The sequence below is a fragment of the Ureibacillus sp. FSL W7-1570 genome (genome assembly GCF_038593265.1).
GTDB lineage: Bacteria > Bacillota > Bacilli > Bacillales_A > Planococcaceae > Ureibacillus > Ureibacillus suwonensis.
In genome coordinates this window covers 2674249-2694633 of the sequence record NZ_CP151979.1, presented here as the reverse complement: position 1 = coordinate 2694633, position 20385 = coordinate 2674249, and the positions used below count along the sequence as shown (strand labels likewise).

The window sequence follows — 20385 nt, the reverse complement described above, 5'->3', positions numbered from 1 at the left end:
CAATAAAAAAAGCCTAAAGAGATAGATTTATCTCCCAGGCTTTTATCCTTCCGTGTACGCAAATGCGCCGTTTTCTCTCGGACCAGTCCTGCAATGCAGCGGAACCCTAGAAAACGTTTCCCGTGTTCGGTTGTATATCATTTTGCCATATAGGCAAGAAAGATTCAATGGTAAGCGATTTAATCAGGTTCAGTGAACGGATCATTTGAAATTATAGTCAGTGACGATTTTGTCCCGGCCAGTGGTCACATCTATGAAGTATTCATATAAAGAAATGCCCAAGAAGGAACCGGAAACGTTGTAGACATTTGTAAATCCTAAGTTTTGCAACATTTTCACCGCATTGTAACTCCGCTGACCGGAACGGCAATGCAAGTATACCGGCTTGTCGCGGGGAATTTCATCGACCCGCTCCCGCAATTCGCTCAATGGGATGTTGATGGCATTCACCAAATGCCCCCGTTCAAATTCGTTCTTCTCACGAACATCAATGAAGGTTGCCCCTTGCTCCACCAAGCCGCGCACTTCGGAAACGTGCACTTGTTTATAATCATCGTGTAAGATGTTCAGTCCCACAAGAGCCGCGATATTCACCACATCCCGCGCCGTGCTGTAAATCGGGGAGTAGGCCAATTCCAACTCTTTCAAATCTTCCAGCGTGCCGCCCAACGTAACTAATGTGGCAATCACATCGATGCGTTTGTCTGCATTTCCTTTTCCGATGGCCTGGGCCCCGAGGATTCTTCCCGTCGGCACTTCAAAAATCAATTTGAAATGGAGCGGATGGCTGTCCGGCATGATTCCCACTTTATCCGGCGCGATGATATAAACACTGTCATATTGAATGTTCGCCTCTTTTGCCGCCCGCTCATTTAACCCGGTTACAGCGCAATTTAAATCGAAAATTTTTACGACAGAGGAACCGATAACCCCTTTATTTTCCTGCTTATGGCCATAAATATGGTCCGCAGCCGCCCTCGCCTGTCTGACAGCCGGTCCGGCCAAAGCGAGCCTTGTCGGTCTGCGGGTCAAGCGATGATATACTTCAATGGCATCCCCCACGGCATAAATGGATGGGTCGGACGTTTGATAATTGGCATTGACTTTAATGCCTCCAAGCTCCCCAATTTCAAGCCCCGCTTCCTTGGCAAGCGCCACTTCCGGCTTCACTCCAATGGCCAGCACCACCGCTTGGGCCTCCACTTGTTTTCCGGAGTTGAGTTCTATGGAATGTTCCGTAATTTTTTTCAGCCCATCACCGACAATCAATTGAACGCCATGATCCATCATTTCTTTATGAAGAATTTGCACCATATCTTCATCAAATGGCGCCATGATTTGAGGAGCATATTCCACCAATGTGACTTCTTTTCCCGCTTCCCTTAAATTTTCCGCCACTTCGACACCTATAAAGCCTCCGCCAATGATTGCGACGCTTTCCACATTGGACCGGCTCACGTATTGATGCAAGCGGTCGATATCCACCACATTTCTCACCGTAAATACATGCGGCAGATTCACCCCTTCAAACGGAGGGACGACTGGACTCGCTCCAGGTGATAAAATTAAAACATCATAGCTTTCTTTATACACTTCATTCGTTTCCAGATTTTTCACTTCCACCGTTTTTTCATCCCGATGAATGTGAATGACTTCCTGATTGACGCGGGCTTCGATATTGTACTTCGTTTTAAAACTCTCCGGCGTCATTAGCACCAATTTTTCTTTTGATGCTACCACCCCGCCCAAATAATACGGCAAGGAACAGTTGGAAAAGGATACGTGTGGCCCCTTTTCAAACATGATGATTCGCGCCTGTTCATCCAACCGGCGAATTCTTGCGGCAGCACTGGCTCCTCCTGCTACGCCTCCAACAATCAACACTTTTTTCATGTAATCACTCCTGTCCTTTATACCCTAAAAGGTAATGATCGCCTTGTGGCAAATCTGAGAAACAAAAACATCGAAGACTTTTGTTCACTTTCAATTATTTAATTAAAATATATACCCCTATAGGTATTTTGTCAACGAATCTTTTTTCGGAGAATGAAATTAAGGATACCCAAGATAAGGAGCGGACCTTAAAAGGAGTGGTGACATGGCCAATGAAGAAAAACATGAGCAAGAACCGATGAATGAAGAGGAATTCTTAGAAATTGTATTGGAGGCGCAAAAGGAGGCGCTTGAAAAAGAGAGGGAAGATCGGCTAAAAGAAGAAGAAATCGCCAAAAAACCCCGCAGATTCAGGAAAATGATGGCTTTGTTGATGGCCATTATCCTTGCCTTCAGCACCTTTGCCGTGATTTTTGAAATCTATTCCATCCCCGCCATTGAGTTTCTGAAGACTTCGGCAAGACTGTCATCCCAAAAAGAAATTCAATCTTATAAAAAAGCGGTTGTTCAAATAACGACAGAGGACGGAAAGGGTACAGGATTTTCCATTTCGGAAAACGGTTTGATCGTTACAAACGAACATGTCATTGACGACGCCCTCACGATTAAGGTCAGTTTCCCTGATAATGGCTTATATAAAGGAGAGGTTGTGGCCACGTATCCCGAAGTGGACTTGGCCTTATTGCAGGTGGATGGAAAAGACCTGCCCTATTTGACGCTGAGTGAAAAATATCAATATCTCCAACAAGAATCCATTTATATCATCGGCAATCCCCTTTACTTTACGGGCATCGCCAATGAAGGGCATGTGCTGGAACCTGTTTTGCTTGCGGATTGGGAAGAGGAAGTATATATGATCGATGCGCCGGTATATCGGGGAAACAGCGGCAGCCCAGTAATCAATGATGACGGGAAAGTAATCGGCATCATCTTCGCCACTTTGGATCATGAAAAATTTGGCCAAGTGGGGCTCTTTATCCCTGTTGCATATTTGCAGGAAAGGATGAGCAATTCATCATCCCCCCATTCGACAACAGGCTCCTGATGGAAGAAGCTTTAAGATTGATTCGAAACGATACGACAGAATTGATTTTTTGATATAACAAAGTTTAGTGTCAATATTTAATTCACCGGATCTAATTATTTTTTTGAAATAACAATTTGTTTTGCTTCTTTATTCGACATATCCTTTTGGCAGTCAATTTGTTTTGTAAACTTGGTTGATATCTTTTAAGAATTAAACTCCTTTTATAAGGATTTTCAATTTATTTTTTGCCTGCTCATTTTTTAGAAGATTGTTATTTTTATATAGGAAAATTACTATCTGTTATTTTCGACACAGAGATTTCTCTACCAAATTAATTTTGTAAACCTTGGTTGATATTTAAAGAGTGGATGTTCTTCATTGTTGGAGCTTTATTAATGTATTTAGGAAATCTTGCAATGAACCGTTCGTTATATGAAAAAAGCATCAAAATTCCATGCATTTTTTACAAGATTCGTACTTTGAGGCGCCTCCATTGTCAACTAAAGTTGACAATAAATGTCCGAATGCTCCTATAAAAAATCTTTCAATCTGATGGCCACTTTCAAATGACTTACAAAATAAGCGAAATATTCGACAACCGCTGTTTATTCAAGGGTTTATCGACACCATTTTCCTTTGAAATTTCCTTAGAAACTCATATACTTGTAAATTTTTTGAATTTTAGTAAAGTAATTAATAAACAAAGGGGGCATGATTTTATGGAGAAAGTGCGTTTAGGCAAAACCAATCTTTACGTCCATCCGGTCGGCTTAGGAGCAAATGCGGTAGGTGGTCACAATATTCACCCAAATTTGGATGAAGCGGAAGGCAAAGAAGTGGTCCGCGTTGCCATCGAAAATGGCATCAACTTTATCGATACGGCCTACATATATGGATTGGGACGTTCCGAGGAGCTCATCGGTGAAGTCATCCAAGAGCTGGGCAACCGAAGCGAGTTGGTCATTGCAACGAAGGTTGGTCCAAAAATGGTGAATGGTCAAAGGGTTATGGACAATTCCCCTTCTTTTTTGAAGGCGGAAGTGGAAAAAAGCTTGCGCCGCTTAAAAACGGACTACATCGACTTGCTCTATATCCATTTCCCTGATGAACATACGCCAAAAAACGAAGCCATTGGCGCATTGAAGGAATTAAAGGATGAAGGAAAGATTCGGGCCATTGGCGTTTCCAATTTTTCCTTGGCCCAATTGCAGGAAGCCAATCAAGACAGCTATGTGGACGTTTATCAGGGACACTATAACCTGATTCACCGGGAAGCGGAAAAAGAGTTGTTCCCGTATGTTCTTGAGCACAACATCGCCTTTATCCCCTACTTCCCATTAGCTTCGGGGCTGCTTACAGGGAAATACACAAAGGACACGGAAATTCCCGAATACCGGAAAAATTCGCAGTTCTTCCAAAAAGAGGTTTACGATCAAATCGTGGAAAAAGTGGAACGGCTGCGCCCAATCGCCCAATCGAAAAATGTGGAAGTGGCCAATATCGTCCTTGCCTGGTATTTGGCACAGGAAGCCGTGACGGCCATTATTCCAGGGGCAAAGCGGGCTGAGCAGGTGTTGAACAATTTAAAAACAGCCGATGTGTCTTTGAGCAAAGAGGAAATTCAAGCAATTGATGAGTTGTTTAAATTGGATTAAGTCGTTCCTAACCGAGCGGAAGAAGAAAGCGATATGTTTTCCCTCCGCTCTCTTTTTTTGTGCGGGATTTCCGCCAATCTTGGCTAGATATCCGTCAAATATGTGAACATATCCGCCAATCGAAAAATTTAGGATTGTCCGAAGTGGGATATCCGCCAATCTTGCGCATTTATTCGCCACTTTCATAAGAAAATCCGCCAATATCGCAAATATATCCGCCATCCGAATTATTTAGGTTTCTCCACAGCGGGATATCCGCCAATCTTGCACATTTATTCGCCATTTTCATAAAATAATCCGCCAATATCACAAATATATCCGCCATCCGAATTATTTAGGTTTCTCCACAGCGAGATATCCGCCAATCTTGCGCATTTATTCGCCATTTTCATAAAATAATCCGCCAATATCACAAACATTTCCGCCAATCAAAAACTCCGTAAACCCCAACTATAAAAAAGGCAACTTTTCAAATAAAATAGGCAGCTTCCAATTAGAGAAAGCTGCCTCAATTCAAACTTATCTATTTTTCATCCATTCAGGTTTTCCAAAACCTTCGAACTCTGCATCAATTACTTTTTCAAATTCTTCGGATTGAACAACTTCAATCAAATCTTTGGCAAGTTGGGAATCTTCATCCTCCGCTTTCACAGCCACTACATTGCGGTATTGATCAAGCATGTTTTCCAACGCCAACGCATCCAACAAGTTCATATTGGCTGCCAACGCATAATTGCCTGGTACAGCTGCCAAATCGGCGCTATCCACAGAACGTGGCAATTGTCCTGCTTCTAATGGTTGGAATTTCAAGTTTTTCGGATTTTCAATGATGTCTTTTTCAGACACTTTTAGTGGATCTGCATTCGGATCAATTTTAATAAGCCCTTCATCTTGAAGTGTATTGAATGCGCGGGCAGCATTTGTCGGGTCGTTTGGAATTGTGATTGTAGCCCCGTCTTCCACTTCATCCAAAGATTTATATTTGTTTGAGTAAATGCCCATTGGCGCAGTTGGAACCGTAATTAACGCTGTCAAATCCATATTGTTTTCTTTCTCAAAGTTTTCAAGATAAATTGTGTGTTGGAATAAGTTTGCTTGAATAGATCCCTCATTTAATGCTTTATTTGGTTGGATATAGTCGCTGAATTCCACAATCTCAACTTTATACCCTTTTTCTTCCAAACCTGGTTTAATGGCTTTTTTCACCATATCGCTGTATGGTCCGGCTGTTGCCCCAATTTTAATTTCTTTTGATTCTGATGAAGTTGAATCTGCTTTACTTTTTTCACTTGAATTACTGTTGCATGCAACAAGAAGTACCGCAACTAAAAAGACTAAAAATGTTGCTAAAAACTTTTTCACAATCATTCTTCCTTTCTTTTTATTTTCTTTTATCAACTAATTTGGCGATAAAATCACCGGCAAATTGAATTACTTGAACCAAAATAATTAAAATCAACACAGTTGTAATCATGATCGTATCGTCATATCGGTAATAACCAAAGCGGATGGCCAAATCCCCTATACCGCCTCCACCGACAGTACCGGCCATTGCCGAAAATCCAATCAAACTGATTAAAGTAAGGGTTATACCTGATATGATGCCGGAACGGGACTCCAACAATAATACATGCCAAATGATCATCCAAGGGGTTGCTCCAGATGCAATGGCCGCTTCGATGACCCCTTTATCAATTTCCCTTAATGCACTTTCTACAATTCTTGCAAAAAAGGGAATGGCCGCCACCGATAATGAAACGCTTGCTGCCGTTGGTCCAATCGTTGTCCCAACAAGAAAATTAGTAAATGGAATTAACGCGACAAGCAAAATGAGGAAAGGAATCGAACGGATCAAATTCACAATAAAACCTAAAATGTTATGTATAATCCCATTCTCCATAAACAAACCTTTATCCGTGATGTAAAGAATCACCCCGATAGGCAACCCGATCACTACAGCTACAATTAATGAGATGGAAATCATATAGATGGTTTGAAAAAAAGCGGTATTGATTTCCGGAATCAGCTCGATTAGATGATTAATATCAAATTCCATAATTGATCACCTCCACTTGAGCGGCACGGTTTTCGATATATCTTAAGGCTTTTTCAATTTCCTGTTTTTCCCCTTTTAACTCCATTATAAAAATGCCCAGTGGTTCATCTTGAATATATTCAATGGATCCATGTAGGAAGTTGCCGTCTACTTGGTGTACTTTTAGCGTATCCGAAATGACACCCTCTCCAGCCACTTTCCCTTTGAAAGTCACTTTCACGATCGTTCCGGTGCATTCTAGAAGAATGGCTTCTGGAATATCATAAGAAATAACGCTGGAGATAAACTCTTTTGTGAGTTGCTCTTTCGGACTTGCGAAAATATCATAAACGCGGCCCTCTTCAATGATTCTTCCCTTCTCCATGACCGCCATCCGATCGCAAATTTCTTTTACAACGTCCATTTCATGGGTGATCAAAACGATTGTAATGTTCAATTCTTTATTGATTTTTTTCAACAATTTTAAAATGGATTTGGTTGTCTTAGGATCGAGGGCAGAAGTGGCCTCATCACATAACAGTACCGTTGGATTATTGGCAAGAGCCCGGGCGATGGCCACCCTTTGTTTTTGGCCGCCACTGAGTTGCGCAGGATAAACATCCTTTTTATCAGATAACCCCACCATTTCCAGCAGTTCTTCCACTCTCGGTTTGATTTGATCTTTCGGAACCTTTGCCGCTTTTAAAGCGAAAGCGACATTTTCAAAAACGGTTTTTTGGCTGATGAGGTAGAAATGTTGAAAAATCATGCCAATTTTAAGTCTTGCCCGACGCAATGATTCTCCTTTTAATTTCGTCAAATCCACCCCATCCACCTTAATCGTTCCCTTTGTTGGACGTTCCAGCAGATTGATGCACCGGAGCAAGGAACTTTTCCCTGCCCCTGAATAACCGACGATCCCGAAAATTTCTCCTTCCCGTATGGTCAAAGATACATTGTCCACCCCAACAACAGTGCCATTCTTTGTATCATATTCCTTTGTTACATTCTGAATTTCGATCATAAAGCTCCCTCTTTTGAACCAGGATGAAGAAAACCTGATTAAAAATTATTAAAATAATATATCATTTTATTTTTATTGTTTTACTAGGATTTTGGAATAAAATAAAACTAAAGCGTCGACCATATCTGAACGAAAAACGCTTTATCCTATTAATGTTATAAAGTAATTAGGAATTTGATAATTTAGATACTACCCACCTATGTTTATTTTGTCAATATATTAATATGATTTTGAATTTAAGAATTTTAAAAAAAGAAAACATAAAAACCAGGTTCCAACCTTATTTATTAGAAATACTACCAAAAAAATTATTAATAAAAAAAAACCGCCTCCCAAAAGGAAGCGATCCTATTAAAAGATATATCCGACCAACAATCCAGCCGATAATAAGAAGCAAAAAATCGTATTCGTCATGGCTGTGGATTTCATGGCCACTTTCATAAATTGCGGTTCCTTCTCACCTTTTTGGAAACCTTTGATAGCATCCACCGGTTTTTTCACACTTAAGAACACCACCAATGCCCAAGGGCTGATGCTTCCAGCCGCCACTAATCCGATAATCCAAAGATAGGAGATGACAAAGGCGAACGCCAATAACCGCACCGCATTTTTCCGTCCGATTAAAATGGCCAGCGTTTTTCTGCCGCCCCGCTTATCTTCCTCAATATCCCGAATGTTGTTCGACATATTGATCCCGCCGACTAATATCCCTGATGGAATGGAAAGAAGAAAAGCAAGAGACGTAATTTCCCCGGTTTGAATAAAATACGCGATCAATACGAATGCGGTTCCCATCAACGCCCCCGCAAACAGTTCTCCAAATGGGGTATAAGCGATTGGCAGCGGGCCACCCGTATATAAATATCCTACCGCCATGCCAAATGCACCAATTGCTACCAGCCACCAGCTGGAATTGGCGCAAATGTATACACCGATGATAGCAGCCAGCACATATAAAAGAATCGCTACCATCAATACATTTTTCGGCTTCAAGCCGTGGCGAACGATTCCTCCACCAATGCCAACCGATTCTTCCGTATCCAGCCCTCGCTTGAAATCGTAATATTCATTAAATAAATTTGTCGCAATTTGAAGTGCCAAACACGCAATCATCATCGCCAGAAATAGCAACCAATCGATCTTTGTATCATACAGTGCCATTACCGTCCCTAAAATGACCGGCGCAAAAGTTGCCGTTAACGTATGTGGACGAGTCATCTGCCACATAAGCTTTAATGATGAAATTTCCTGATTCTTTTCCATAACTGGTTTCATCCTCTTTCTATCATTCATGAAAATAATTATAACAAATTCAAATGATTCACAGGTACTTATGAAATGACATGAAAAGAAGCCCACAATTTTATTGTGGACTTATATTCATTAGGCAATCAAGATTCCCCATACGCATAAAAATCTATTTGAATTGTCTTCTGGAATCCAGCCTTTTGATAAACTGATAAAGCTTGTTCATTTTCCATCTCTACTTGAAGGAAAATTTGTTTTGCTCCGCTTCGATAAGCAAAGTCTTTCACCCAGTTCAATAAAGCTGTCGCAATCCCTTTTCGTTGATGGAGGGGATGTACTGCTAAGGAAGTAATCCACTGGTTCATTTCTTCCTTTGAAGTAGTTACAGTTCCGACAACTTCCCCATCCTTTTCTGCAACCCAAATCACTCTTCCTGGAACTTTTGTATTCAATTCAATGAGTTCGATTGTTTCTTCCCTGAGGTCGCCAAATGTTTCTCTAAATATTTCAACAAGGGGGTCCAAATCCGTAGATTCGTTATACGGTCTTATATATATAGAATCATTCATTTCAACCATTTCCGCTTCCGCTTCAAAAGTCGCTTCCGAAAAGCTATATGTATATCCGTATTTTTCAATGATTTTTCTTCCGTATAGGTCATTTTCTAGGACAACTACTAATTCTCCAACAGCGTGTCGATCTTTAAAAGCTTTTGATAATAAACTAAGTAATGCATCATCTATGCCTGTTTGTCTGTACATAGGATCAACTAGCATGGTCCATTCATATGTATCCAAACCAATTCGATCTACCGCCGTAATAAGACCAACTAACTCATTTGTTTCTTCATCGTAAGCAAGGATGCAAAATCCCCTGCTATATGTTTTATTTAATAAAGGTAGATTTAAAGCATAGGAATAAGGGCATTGGTCCACTTCTGTTGCAAATCGAGATAAATTTTGAATTTCTTGATATGTTTCTTCATCTATAGGTAACGATGTGGTCATAAAGGCAATGTTCATCTTTAATACTCCGATCTATTTCTTTTACTTTTAACATTTTAGACAAAGCATTCGCCCACTGCAACAAGCTGCATCACATTCCCATAAATTACGTCATTCGCTCTTTTTCACCTTTTCTCTCAAGTTTCATCGCTTCATCCATTCTTCGTTAATAAAACGTCAAATATTTCTAAAAGTAACCGTTTGAAAAGTCATGTTGAGACAGCCGAGTGCAGTTGTATCCGTTAAAGTTTCGGGCGTTTTTCAACTCCCCTTGAGATATATAGCTTGGACGAATTTCACCCATTTTTTTCATAAGGAAATACCCTAAAAAGGTATTGTTTGCCAATTCAATAATGTGTAAAATGTATATATATAATATATACATTTTTTTCGAGAGAGGTTTTTGCATGCAAGTTATAATTTCGAACCAATCTAAAGAACCGATTTATAGGCAAATTTATGCTCAAATAAAGAAACAAATTTTAACGAATGAACTAAAACCTGGCGAGTCCCTGCCTTCCATGCGTCAATTAGCGAAGGATTTAAATATAAGTGTCATTACAACAAAGCGAGCATATGAAGAACTTGAAAATGATGGCTTTATTTACTCAATAGTTGGAAAAGGATCGTTTGTATGTGAACAAAATAATGAAATGATTCTGGAAAGGAAAATGAAAGTCATTGAAGAACAACTTTTATCTGCAATTCAAAATAGTAAAGAAGTAGGGATAGAATTAGAAGAATTAAAAGAACTTCTTACATTGTTATATAAGGAGGATACATGATGGAAAATGTAATTGAATTACAGCATGTATATAAGGCTTTTAAAGGATTTGAATTGAAAGACTTATCTATCTCAGTTAAGAAAGGCTTTGTTACAGGGTTTATCGGTGGTAATGGGGCAGGAAAATCCACAACCATCAAGCTGATAATGAATTTGTTAAAACCGGATAGTGGAACAATTTCTATTTTTGGTATGGATTATAAAAAAAATGAAAAAGAAATAAAACAACGAATCGGCTTTGTGTTCGATAGTAACATTTTTTATGAAAATATTACATTGGCTGAAATGAAGAAAATTATTAAACCTGCCTATCGTAAATGGGATGATACCTTATTTAATCAATATATAGATATGTTTGAACTGCCTTTAAAGAAAAATTTAAAAACCTTTTCAAAAGGGATGAAGATGAAAGCCTCATTAACCATTGCATTATCCCACCATGCTGAGTTAATTATCATGGATGAACCGACATCGGGATTAGATCCAATCATTCGCAGTGAATTATTAAATATCCTACACAACCTTATGCAGAATGGAGAAAGAACAATCCTTTTTTCAACGCACATTACGACAGATTTAGATCGAATAGCAGATTATATAACCTTTATTCATAATGGGCAACATATCTTTACAAAAGAGTATTATAAAATCGAAGAGGAATTCGCAATAGTAAAAGGAGGAACGAATCTATTAGATCGTGATACAGAACAAGAATTTATCGGAATTCATAAAACTAATCACGGATTCCGAGCATTGACAGCGAATAAACAACGTACAAAAAATATTTTTGGTGATACGGTCATTATAGAGAAACCGACACTTGAGGATATTATGCTATATACAAAGAAAGGGGAAGAGAGATGCTAAATCTTATTCGTAAAGATATGATATTACAGAAGAAAACATTGCCATTCATGTTGTTATTTTTGTTTGTCTATTTATTTGTAAATGTTTCTACTTCTTGGGTGGCTATCGTTTTTTGTATTGTAATCATCATGAATGCTTTTCAAACGGATGAAACATCGTCAGCTAATCTGCTTTTAAATTCTTTACCATATACACGAAAGGAAATTGTCAGTTCAAAGTATATTGGTGCGCTAATTTTTATTTTTCTTACTCTGCTGACTATTTTTATAGGAAATTGGATGATTCATAGAGAAATCATGCAATGGGAAATATTATTGTTTATTACGAGCATTGTAATGGGTTTAATTTCATTTGCTTTCCCATTTTCTTATCTATTTAACAGTAAATATTTATTAATTGGATTTGGTGGTGTGTTTGTTGTTTATATGGTTACCCTAAGCTTTATACCTAATTTGAATGATAGAGTAAGAGAGCTAGTCCAAACGGTACTATCTTTGGATAATTCCCTGTTTTATCTTGGCATAATATTATCGGTTGGGCTTCTTTATGTTCTTTCGTGGATACTCTCGATTCGAATATATAGTAGAAAAGTTTTTTAGAGACGATTGTTAAAAGGATTTTTAAAATTTGACGTAACATCTAAAAGATCCTGAAAATAAAATTATGGAAATGTTTGAAATCAGGTTACGAGGCTGGGACATAACTAATAAAGTGAACGAGCTGCAAAAAGCTTTTTTGTAAAAAATTGATTGAGTTACGGGGCGAGTGTTTAGAAAGTTACACCTTTCTAAACTCCCCCTCCTTTTGATTGTTTTAACATATTTGCATAAATTCCATCTTTTTCGATTAATTCTTGCTGAGACCCCGATTCTGCAATTCTTCCGTCTTTCATCACAAACACGATATCTGCATGACGAACGGTATTTAATCGATGGGCGATGACAAAGCTAGTTCGTCCTTTCATTAACTCCTCTAATGCCTCTTGAATTTTCTTTTCCGTTACAGTATCGATGCTACTTGTCGCTTCATCCAATAACAAAATTGCAGGATTTGCTAAAAATGCTCTTGCAATCGATAACAATTGTTTTTGACCTTGCGAAATTTCACTACCATCCGCTTTTAACACTGTGTCATAGCCTTTTGACAACTTCATAATGAAATCATGAGCATTGGCTTTTTTTGCTGCATCCACCACTTCTTCATCGGTTGCATCAAGCCTTCCATAGCGGATGTTTTCACGGACTGTGGCTTCAAATAAAAACGAATCTTGCAGCACAAATGCCATTTGACGTCTAAGGGTGGAACGCTTAAATTCCCGAATATTATGTCCATCAATCAATATTTCGCCGCTTGTTGCATCATAAAGACGGGCAATTAACATCATCGTTGTCGTTTTGCCGGCACCGGTTGGACCAACGAACGCCACCGTTTGACCTGGAGTGACATGAAAATTCAAATTTTGCAGAGTGTCGGATTTGTCATATTGAAAAGAGACTTGTCGAAATTCTACCTCTCCGCGAATTCGATAATTTTCGGGAAGATTCCCTCCGTCATCTTCCACTTTCTCATCCATAATGGAAAATACCCGTTCCGCCCCTGCTATGGCAGACAATACCGTATTGATTTGGTTTGCCAATTCATTTAACGGGCGGGTAAACTGCCGGGCATATTCTGTAAAAATCACAATCGTCCCAATCGTCACCCATCCATTATAGGCAAAAATTCCGCCGATGCCGGCAATAATGGCAAAGCTCATATTGTTTAGAAAGTTAAAGACTTTTGGAATATAGCCGGAATAAACTAGCGCCCAAAATCCGACATTCTTCAAACGTTTACTTTTTTCATAAAATTCCTTTTTCACAAACTCTTCCTGGGAAAAAGCCTTAACAATGCTTTGGCCGGAAATCGTTTCTTCAATCATCCCGTTCAAATCGCCAAGGGCCGCTTGTTGCTCTTTAAACAACTTTCCCGTTCTTTTTGTAATCCATCTCATAGCAAAATACATGAGCGGAATGACAATCATCGTAATCAACGTCAATAGAGGGCTTAAAGAAAGCATGACCACAATGGTGCCGGCAAGGGTTAAAATACTTGAAAAAACTTGAATAAACGAAGAGTTCAGCGTCGTGCTCACCGTTTCAATATCGTTTGTCAGACGGCTCATAATCTGGCCGTGCTGTCTTTTATCAAAATAAGATACCGGAAGCTTCAGCAAATGATTGAAGGCGCCCGCTCTCATTTTGTAAACGACCGTTTGCGCAATGCCGACCATCCAATAGTTTTGCATAAACAGCGTCACTGCATAGACAACATAGATGCCAATGAGTTGGAGGATGAGCGGAAGCATCCCTTGAAATTCTTTGGGGATGATATATTTATCAATCATACGGCCAATCAAATAAGGACCCAGCAAACCCGCAAGTGAACTGATGATGACCATGATGAAAACGACAATCAATAATCCCCTCTGTTCATCGACGAGTTGCCATATGCGGAGGAGCGTTTTCTTCCAATCGCTTGCCCGGGGGCCTTTCTTTTTACCCGCATTTTTCAAATCTGCCTTTGTCAAAGCCGGTTCATAGCCAAATGGTTTCTTTAAAATGTCCATCATTCATCACCCACCTGTTCCTCCTGGGAGCCTACGATTTGCTGATACAGCCTGCTCGTTTTCATTAATTCCTCATGGGTTCCAATGGCAGCCATTTCCCCTTCATCCAACAATACAATGCGATCCGCCCCTTTGGCTGTATGGATTTTCTGTGTCACAACGAGCATTGTGGCCTCCGTACCTTTAAGCGCCTCCCATAGCGCCGCTTCCGTTTTCACATCCAACGCACTTGTGCTATCGTCCAAAATTAAGATTTGCGGTTTCCGGATCAACGCCCTTGCAATGGATAACCGTTGTTTTTGACCACCGGATAAATTGACGCCCTTCTGTCCAACCATGGTGCCGTATCCTTCCGGAAAAGCGGAAATGGTATCATGAATTTGCGCCATCTTTGTGGCAGCCACCACTTCATCAAATGCCGCTTCCCGTCTCCCCCATTTCACATTGTCTTCAATGGAACCGGTGAAGAGCAGTGATTTTTGCGGAACATAGCCGATTATGCTGCGCAATTCCTTTAACGGCCAGTCTTTGATATTCTTCCCTCTGACCTCGATCGCCCCTTCCGTCGGGTCATAAAAACGTGGAATTAAACTGAGCAGCGTGGATTTCCCTGAACCGGTCGCCCCCATAATCGCCAACTTTTCACCTTTCTTCACTTCAAAAGTGATATTTTGAAGAACGGGCTTGTCCGTATTCGGGTAGGTGAAGGACACCCCATTAAATCGAACCATGTCATTTTCATCTTGTGAAACGCTCTTCCCATTACGTTCACAGTCTCTTTCAAGCCCCTCTTCCATGATCAATATTTCCGCCATCCGTTCACTGGAAGCTTTTGCGCGGGAAAAACCGTTCAAAATAAAGGCGAACATGCCAAAGTATCCCGTAATCCGCAAAGCGTAGTTGACCACTGCCACCAATTCCCCGACTTGCGCCTGATTCATGCTTATTTCCCGTGCTCCATACCAGATGGCGGACAATAAACTGACATTCAGCACAAAGGTCATAACCGGCATCATCAATTCCATCGTTCGAAGGGCTTTCATCGTATCCACTTTCAAATCTTCTGCGACCCGATGGAACTTCTCCATTTCATATGCATTTCTCATGAAAGCTTTCACCAGATAAATGGCCTGCAAGCTTTCCTGCAATGCCCGGTTCAGCTTGTCCATGCGCCGTTGCACTTCGCTGAAGAGCTGACTCCCCTTTTTCACAATCACATATAAAAAGAGGGCAAGAATCGGTGTGCCAATCATTAACATCATCGCCATCTTGGCATTGACGAAAAAGGCCATCATCAGGCTTAATACGACGGATAAAGGTGCGCGAAGCATTATACGCAAACTCATAAATAAAATGCTTTGGACTTGCTGCACATCGTTCGTGAGCCTTGTAATTAAACTGGATGTCGGATATTTCAAATAGGTTGCCATGGAAAAAGATTGGATTTTGCTGAACAATGCATTTCTCAAATCAAAAGCAAAACTTTGGGCCGCATGAGATGAATAATATGTATTGATAATCCCGCAGGTAAAGGCGATGAACGCAATTCCCAACAATATGCATCCCCATAGGGAAATGACATGGAAATCTTTCAATACAATCCCGTCGTCGATGATTTTTGCAATGATCAACGGTTGCACCAGTTCCGCCGCCAGCTCCGCCAACATAAGAACAAGTGCAAAAATGGCGTACCATTTATATGGCTTCAAATAACCTAAAACGACTTTCACAAACACACCCCATTCCAAGAGACTCTGCTCCCTGAACAACTAAAAAACTTCTTTAATTTATATGTTCACCATCGCTGTATTTTTCATCCTTCTCACTGGCGACGGAAATCCAAGTGACGCATATCAGCATAAGGAAAATCCCAATCACTTGCCAAAACCCGAAAGAAGTTGAAAATACGGCAACGGAAATCACCATTGTCGTCAATGGTTCCATGGTGGATAAAATGCTTGTCAACACCGGACTGATATATTTCATGCTGCTCAAAAACAACACGAATGCAATGGTGCTGAAGAAAATGATACAAGCCATAATAAGGAAAATTTTTAAATTGGAAAGCAATATCCATTCTTCACTCCGCCAAATCAATGTTCCGGTTCCCAACACGATTCCGCCAATCAACATTCCCCATCCAACGACAAGCAAAACCCCCCACTCGCCCATCAGACGAACGGGATACAGCGTATAGATGGCAAAAGTGATCCCTAATATCAGCCCCCAAAAAATCGCTTCCTTGCTTACCAATAACTGATCAAACTTTGCATTGGTCAATAGCAGAAACAATCCCAAAAGCGTGCCGATAATCCCTAATACCTGGTATCTTGGCGGCCACATCCGGACTTTGATTGATGTATACGCCACAATGAAAAGCGGTCCCAAAAACTGGAGCAGCGTTGCAAAAACCGCATTACTTTCTTGAATGGTCGTTGTGAAGGAATATTGCAGCCCGAGCATTCCGGCAATGCTATAAACGACTAATTGGCGTCCCCAATATTTCGTCTTCCATACTTCAAAAACCGGCTTTTTTGTCATCTGTAAGAACCCTAAAATGCCAATCCCCGCTACAAGCAGCCTTACTGTCAGCAGGAAATTCACCGTCATTCCCGAACTTTTCAATATCCACTCCGTCAACGGCCCTGTTGTCCCCCACATCATTGCACCGGTGACAATCAACATGATTCCCTTTATATGTTTCATCATAGTAACTTCCTTTTCTTCAAATTCAAGGATGAGGCTGTAAAATACTTCTATTAATTTAGTTCTAAAGTAATATTATTGAATTTTTTAAAAAAATGATTGACTTACTATAGTGACGATTTCCTTCAAATTATTTATAATGAACATGGTATAAAATAACGATACGCAAGGAGAAGGAATAATGAATCTTAAAATAATGCAAAGCTGTGAAGAAAAATTGCTGCTGGATGCTCCTTTCCCGTCTTTTGCATTAAATAAAAATGGACAAATTACCATTTGGAATCCAATCTGTGAACAATATTTAGGCTATAAAAAGGAAGATTTTAAGAACATTAATACCCTAAAGGACCAATTATTATCTACTTTATCTGAAAATATGTGGCAACGCATTTTGGATGCTCAAGAATTTATACGAATCAATAATATACAATTGCTCCACAAAAATGAAACGCTGAGCAAAGCGGACATCATTATTATTCCATGTTTGATAAACGGTGAGCATTCCATCGCGTTCTATTGTTTCCCGGAAGAGCAATTTGCCTTCTTGGGCGATTCGGAACAGGAACTGAACGATTTAAAGAACGGAATTCTTTCATCTTTTATGGTAGTGAATTTGGATCACGAAGGATTCATTATCAGTTGCAATCCATTGTTTTTAAAAACAAGCAAATGGACTCCAAAACGCGTGCTGAAGAAAAACTTTTGGCAATTGTTCCCCGAAGATGAAGAAAGCCAACAAATGGCCGACACCATTTGGAATACCATCTCAAAGGGAAAAATTTGGCAAGGCGATGTCCAAAAAACGAAAAAAACCGGCGAAACTTATTGGGTACATTTGACGGCCATCCCTACGTATTCTCAAAAAGAACAAAAATACAGCTACATATTAATTGAGCAGGATATTACAAATGAAAAAGAATTGCAACAAAAACTGGAAAAAATCGCCTATGTTGATGCGGAAACCGGCCTAATGAATGTTCACCGCTTAGAAAACGTCGTAAAAAAAATGATTGCGGAACAGCAAAATTTTTATTTTGTTTACTTAAGCATCGACAAATTTTATACGCTAAAAGAACTTCATAATGTTGAAGTTGAAAGCAACTTCATTTTGGAATTCACAAAACGCTTGAAAATTTATTTCCAAGACAGCGTCCTTGCCCGTGTGAACGAGAGCGATTTTATTGTCATCACTCCTCTTGGCGAATGGTTCATTCAGGGATTTTTGACTTATTTGAAACAACATCCGATTTATATAGGCCATCGTGCAATGCCGATTACAATCAGCGGCGGAATCACCCGTTCCCCGCAAGATCAATCGAACTTTACCCAATTAATGAACGCTTCCCTTGCAACCATTGCGGATGTTCGCAAAGCGGGTGGAGATAACATTTTATCCCTTTCCGAATCCGCCCATAAAAAATTGAGCCGAAAATCCATCATCGAAAAGCGTTTGCTGCTTGCTCTTGACCAGCATAATTTAAAAGTATTGTATCAACCGCAAGTAGATTTAAAAACCGGAAAAATTTATGCGGTGGAAGCTTTCGTCAGATGGGAAGATGAAGAAATCGGTGTAGTGAGCCCTGACGAGTTGATCCCTGTTGCTGAAGAATCCGGACTGATCAACAACATCGGTTCCTTTATGATTGAAGAAGCATGTAAACAAGCAGCCCAGTGGCAGCAGCAAGGCATTGAATTAAAAGTGGGAATTAACTTATCCGTGCGTGAATTCAGGGATAAAAACATGGCGAAATTCATATTAGATACATTGATGAAAACCGGTTGCCCTGCCAATCTTGTCCAATTGGAGATTACCGAAAAATTTGCATTGGAAGCGGAAGCGGAAACATCCATCATCCAGCAAATGCGCAAATTGGAGGAAGAAGGCATCACCTTTGTATTGGACGACTTTGGAACAGGCTATGCATCCTTCCGCTACATGCAATTATTGCCGATCCAAATTTTAAAAATTGACCAAACGTATATTCAGTCCCTCACAAAATCCGATAAAACGCAGCGCCTAATTAACGGCATCGTCCATTTCGGAAAATCAATGAATCTGACAGTCCTTGCAGAAGGTGTAGAAACGGAAGAACAAAAACAATTATTGGAGCAATATGATTGTGATGCCATTCAGGGCTACTTGATCAGCAAACCTGTCACAGCAGATAAAATTCCGCAACTTTTGCCCTCATAACAGAAAAAAGGCTACTCATCTTTCCACTTTTGAGTAGCCTTTTTCGTCCGGTTATTGCTGCCTCTTATTTCGTATAAACGATTGCATCGACGTCAGACTTTTCTTCATAAATTTTATGGATAACTGAAAGATTACTTCTGAAAATACGATTCCCATTGCAATCGCCCCTGAAATTAAAAACGCCCGAATGCCCGTCTCAAGCCCTAGCGTATAATTTTGTTCCACAAAGTAACGCATTGTATTGTAAGCAAGTCCACCAGGCACCAAAGGAATGATTCCTGAAACAATGAACACAATCATCGGCGTTTTTAACCTTCTCGCATACATTTGGGCGCAAACGGCAACGACAAACGCTCCCAAAAAGGATGCAATAACTTCCGTCAATTGCGACTCCAAAGCAATATAATAAATCAGCCATCCAACGGCCCCGACCCATCCGCAATAGGGAATGGCTTTAATCGGTGCATTGAAAATGACGCAAAGGCTTGCAGTTGCAAGAAAACTGAAAAATAGCTGAATCAAATATTCCATAACCATTACCCCTTAATGAAATACCACAACAACCGCCACGCCCGATCCGATGGCAAAAGCGGTCAAAAATGCTTCCGTACCTTTGGCAATTCCCGCCGTCAAATGGCCGGCCATCAAATCCCGGACGGCATTGGTAATTAAAATTCCCGGAACGAGCGGCATCACTCCGCTAATGATTATTTTGTCGAGCTCATATCCAAACCCAAATCTGACAGCAAAAAAGGCAACAAGCGCTACGATAAAGGAAGCAAAGAACTCAGAGAAAAATTTCACTTTTGATACATGTTGAATGGCCAATAAAGCAAGGTACCCGGCACCCCCTGCCAAAAACGCGGCAGGCATATCGGACCAAACACCTCTGAACAAAATTAGGAAGCAGGCACTAGACACTGCGGACATTAAAATCTGCAACCAAATTGGTAGAAAATAGTTCGTTTTTTGTACCATTCTTAACTCGTCATAGGCTTCTTCTAATGTTATTATTTTAAGTGTAAGCTTTCTAGAAATGTTATTCACTTTCGCAATTTTATGCAAATCGGTAATCCGATTTGATATAGATATAATTTTGGTTTTCTGTTGTTCACCGAGAGAAAGAATGATTCCCGTTGGCGTTACATAACTTTGGGCGTCCAAGTTTTGGGAGCGAGCCATTCTGAGCATTGTATCCTCAACCCGATAAGTCTCAGCACCGCTTTCCATCATTATTTGTCCCGCCAACAACAAGCAATCTAGCGCCAAATCATCGTTCTTTTCATATGTCATTGTCAAATTCTCCCTTTCTTTCCTTGCCATCATATCGAACAGAAGGG

At 40.1% G+C, this 20385-nt stretch carries 18 protein-coding genes and 1 riboswitch; of the genes, 6 read left to right on the top strand and 12 right to left on the bottom strand.

Annotated elements, in window-relative coordinates:
• Positions 1-29: 29 nt before the first annotated feature.
• A riboswitch (guanidine-I (ykkC/yxkD leader) is annotated at positions 30-121 on the bottom strand.
• A gap of 80 nt (positions 122-201) precedes the next feature.
• Entirely contained in the window at positions 202-1893 is a 1692-nt protein-coding gene (locus tag NST13_RS13380; protein ID WP_342580796.1) for an FAD-dependent oxidoreductase, read from the bottom strand.
• 205 nt (positions 1894-2098) lie between these two features.
• Between NST13_RS13380 and NST13_RS13375 the strand changes: the two genes are divergently transcribed.
• Both NST13_RS13375 and NST13_RS13370 read left to right on the top strand, forming a co-directional pair.
• On the top strand, positions 2099-2938 hold the full coding sequence (locus NST13_RS13375; RefSeq protein WP_342580795.1) for a serine protease: 840 nt from the start codon (positions 2099-2101) through the stop codon (positions 2936-2938).
• Between the two features lie 701 nt (positions 2939-3639).
• The gene (locus tag NST13_RS13370) at positions 3640-4575 is read left to right on the top strand and encodes an aldo/keto reductase (RefSeq protein ID WP_208650930.1); all 936 of its coding nucleotides are present in this window, start codon (positions 3640-3642) and stop codon (positions 4573-4575) included.
• A 272-nt stretch (positions 4576-4847) separates the two neighbouring features.
• Here NST13_RS13370 and NST13_RS13365 read toward each other — a convergent pair whose 3' ends face one another.
• The 6 genes from NST13_RS13365 to NST13_RS13340 all read right to left on the bottom strand — a co-directional run bounded on the left by NST13_RS13365 (position 4848) and on the right by NST13_RS13340 (position 9904).
• Positions 4848-5003 carry a hypothetical protein gene (locus tag NST13_RS13365; protein WP_342580794.1) on the bottom strand — a complete coding sequence of 52 codons (156 nt, stop codon included), beginning with the start codon at positions 5001-5003 and terminating at the stop codon, positions 4848-4850.
• A gap of 91 nt (positions 5004-5094) precedes the next feature.
• Positions 5095-5937 carry a MetQ/NlpA family ABC transporter substrate-binding protein gene (locus NST13_RS13360; RefSeq protein ID WP_245989572.1) on the bottom strand — a complete coding sequence of 281 codons (843 nt, stop codon included), beginning with the start codon at positions 5935-5937 and terminating at the stop codon, positions 5095-5097.
• A 19-nt stretch (positions 5938-5956) separates the two neighbouring features.
• Positions 5957-6631, bottom strand: a complete 675-nt coding sequence (locus NST13_RS13355) for a methionine ABC transporter permease (protein ID WP_208650903.1) — start codon at positions 6629-6631, stop codon at positions 5957-5959.
• Positions 6621-7634: a methionine ABC transporter ATP-binding protein gene (locus tag NST13_RS13350; RefSeq protein ID WP_141601123.1), complete on the bottom strand. Its 1014-nt coding sequence runs from the start codon at positions 7632-7634 to the stop codon at positions 6621-6623. The genes NST13_RS13355 and NST13_RS13350 overlap by 11 nt, the downstream gene beginning before the upstream one ends.
• 351 nt (positions 7635-7985) lie before the next feature.
• Positions 7986-8927, bottom strand: a complete 942-nt coding sequence (locus tag NST13_RS13345; RefSeq protein WP_342580793.1) for a 1,4-dihydroxy-2-naphthoate polyprenyltransferase — start codon at positions 8925-8927, stop codon at positions 7986-7988.
• Positions 8928-9025: 98 nt separating this feature from the next.
• Complete coding sequence (locus tag NST13_RS13340; RefSeq protein ID WP_342580792.1) at positions 9026-9904, bottom strand: GNAT family N-acetyltransferase; 879 nt, start codon at positions 9902-9904, stop codon at positions 9026-9028.
• Between the two features lie 389 nt (positions 9905-10293).
• Between NST13_RS13340 and NST13_RS13335 the strand changes: the two genes are divergently transcribed.
• The 3 genes from NST13_RS13335 to NST13_RS13325 are packed head-to-tail and all read left to right on the top strand — an operon-like array spanning position 10294 to position 12136.
• Positions 10294-10671, top strand: coding sequence for a GntR family transcriptional regulator (locus NST13_RS13335; protein WP_016837682.1), 378 nt, complete (start codon positions 10294-10296; stop codon positions 10669-10671).
• Positions 10671-11537, top strand: coding sequence for an ABC transporter ATP-binding protein (locus NST13_RS13330; RefSeq protein WP_342580791.1), 867 nt, complete (start codon positions 10671-10673; stop codon positions 11535-11537). Before NST13_RS13335 ends, NST13_RS13330 begins: the two co-directional genes overlap by 1 nt.
• Positions 11531-12136 carry an ABC-2 transporter permease gene (locus NST13_RS13325; RefSeq protein ID WP_096549837.1) on the top strand — a complete coding sequence of 202 codons (606 nt, stop codon included), beginning with the start codon at positions 11531-11533 and terminating at the stop codon, positions 12134-12136. The genes NST13_RS13330 and NST13_RS13325 overlap by 7 nt, the downstream gene beginning before the upstream one ends.
• Positions 12137-12324: 188 nt before the next feature.
• On the opposite strand, the gene NST13_RS13320 is transcribed toward NST13_RS13325, so the two are convergent.
• The 3 genes from NST13_RS13320 to NST13_RS13310 are packed head-to-tail and all read right to left on the bottom strand — an operon-like array spanning position 12325 to position 16851.
• Positions 12325-14145, bottom strand: a complete 1821-nt coding sequence (locus NST13_RS13320) for an ABC transporter ATP-binding protein (RefSeq protein WP_342581861.1) — start codon at positions 14143-14145, stop codon at positions 12325-12327.
• On the bottom strand, positions 14145-15875 hold the full coding sequence (locus NST13_RS13315; RefSeq protein WP_342580790.1) for an ABC transporter ATP-binding protein: 1731 nt from the start codon (positions 15873-15875) through the stop codon (positions 14145-14147). Before NST13_RS13315 ends, NST13_RS13320 begins: the two co-directional genes overlap by 1 nt.
• Positions 15876-15927: 52 nt before the next feature.
• Positions 15928-16851: a DMT family transporter gene (locus tag NST13_RS13310; RefSeq protein ID WP_342471194.1), complete on the bottom strand. Its 924-nt coding sequence runs from the start codon at positions 16849-16851 to the stop codon at positions 15928-15930.
• A 181-nt stretch (positions 16852-17032) separates the two neighbouring features.
• Between NST13_RS13310 and NST13_RS13305 the strand changes: the two genes are divergently transcribed.
• Positions 17033-19045 (top strand): EAL domain-containing protein, encoded by a 2013-nt coding sequence (locus NST13_RS13305; RefSeq protein ID WP_342580789.1) that lies wholly within the window; start codon positions 17033-17035, stop codon positions 19043-19045.
• A 51-nt stretch (positions 19046-19096) separates the two neighbouring features.
• Here NST13_RS13305 and NST13_RS13300 read toward each other — a convergent pair whose 3' ends face one another.
• Both NST13_RS13300 and NST13_RS13295 read right to left on the bottom strand, forming a co-directional pair.
• On the bottom strand, positions 19097-19576 hold the full coding sequence (locus NST13_RS13300) for a threonine/serine exporter family protein (protein WP_342470560.1): 480 nt from the start codon (positions 19574-19576) through the stop codon (positions 19097-19099).
• 12 nt (positions 19577-19588) lie between these two features.
• Positions 19589-20338, bottom strand: a complete 750-nt coding sequence (locus NST13_RS13295) for a threonine/serine exporter family protein (RefSeq protein WP_342580788.1) — start codon at positions 20336-20338, stop codon at positions 19589-19591.
• Positions 20339-20385: the final 47 nt, after the last annotated feature.